This window comes from Streptomyces mauvecolor, assembly GCF_039532965.1.
Classification (GTDB): domain Bacteria; phylum Actinomycetota; class Actinomycetes; order Streptomycetales; family Streptomycetaceae; genus Streptomyces; species Streptomyces violascens.
Window position 1 is genome coordinate 1 of the sequence record NZ_BAAASQ010000064.1, and the last position, 657, is coordinate 657.

Below are 657 nucleotides of genomic sequence, written 5' to 3' on the forward strand. Positions count from 1 at the left end.
ACCACGAGCTGGCGCAGGGCTACGAGACGGTCGTCGACCCCTCGGTCTTCGTCCGCTTCCCGCTCACCGGCGGCCCCCTCGCGGGCGAGGCGGCCCTCCTGGTGTGGACGACGACCCCGTGGACCCTGGTGTCCAACACGGCGGTCGCGGCCCACCCCGAGGTGACGTACGTCGTCGCGACGAACGGCGAGGAGAAGCTCGTCGTGGCCGAGCCGCTCCTGGAGAAGGCGCTCGGCGAGGGCTGGTCGGTGACCGGCCAGAGCTTCACGGGCAAGGAGATGGAGCGCTGGACGTACCAGCGCCCGTTCTCCCTCGTCGAGTTCCCCGCCCCGGCCCACTACGTGGTCAACGCCGAGTACGTGACGACCGAGGACGGTACGGGTCTGGTCCACCAGTCCCCCGCCTTCGGCGCCGACGACCTCCTGGTCTGCAAGGCGTACGGGCTGCCGGTCGTGAACCCGGTGCGCCCCGACGGCACCTTCGAGGAGGACGTTCCGCTGGTCGGCGGCGTCTTCTTCAAGAAGGCCGACGAGAAGCTGACGGAGGACCTCAAGGAGCGCGGCCTCCTCTTCCGCCACGTCCCGTACGAGCACAGCTACCCGCACTGCTGGCGCTGCCACACCGCGCTGCTCTACTACGCGCAGCCGTCCTGGTACA

General features: G+C 70.0%; 1 pseudogene. It reads left to right on the forward strand.

Annotated features, from left to right (window positions below):
* Positions 1-657 (forward strand): annotated as a pseudogene (locus ABD346_RS38225) (isoleucine--tRNA ligase); the annotation flags it as partial.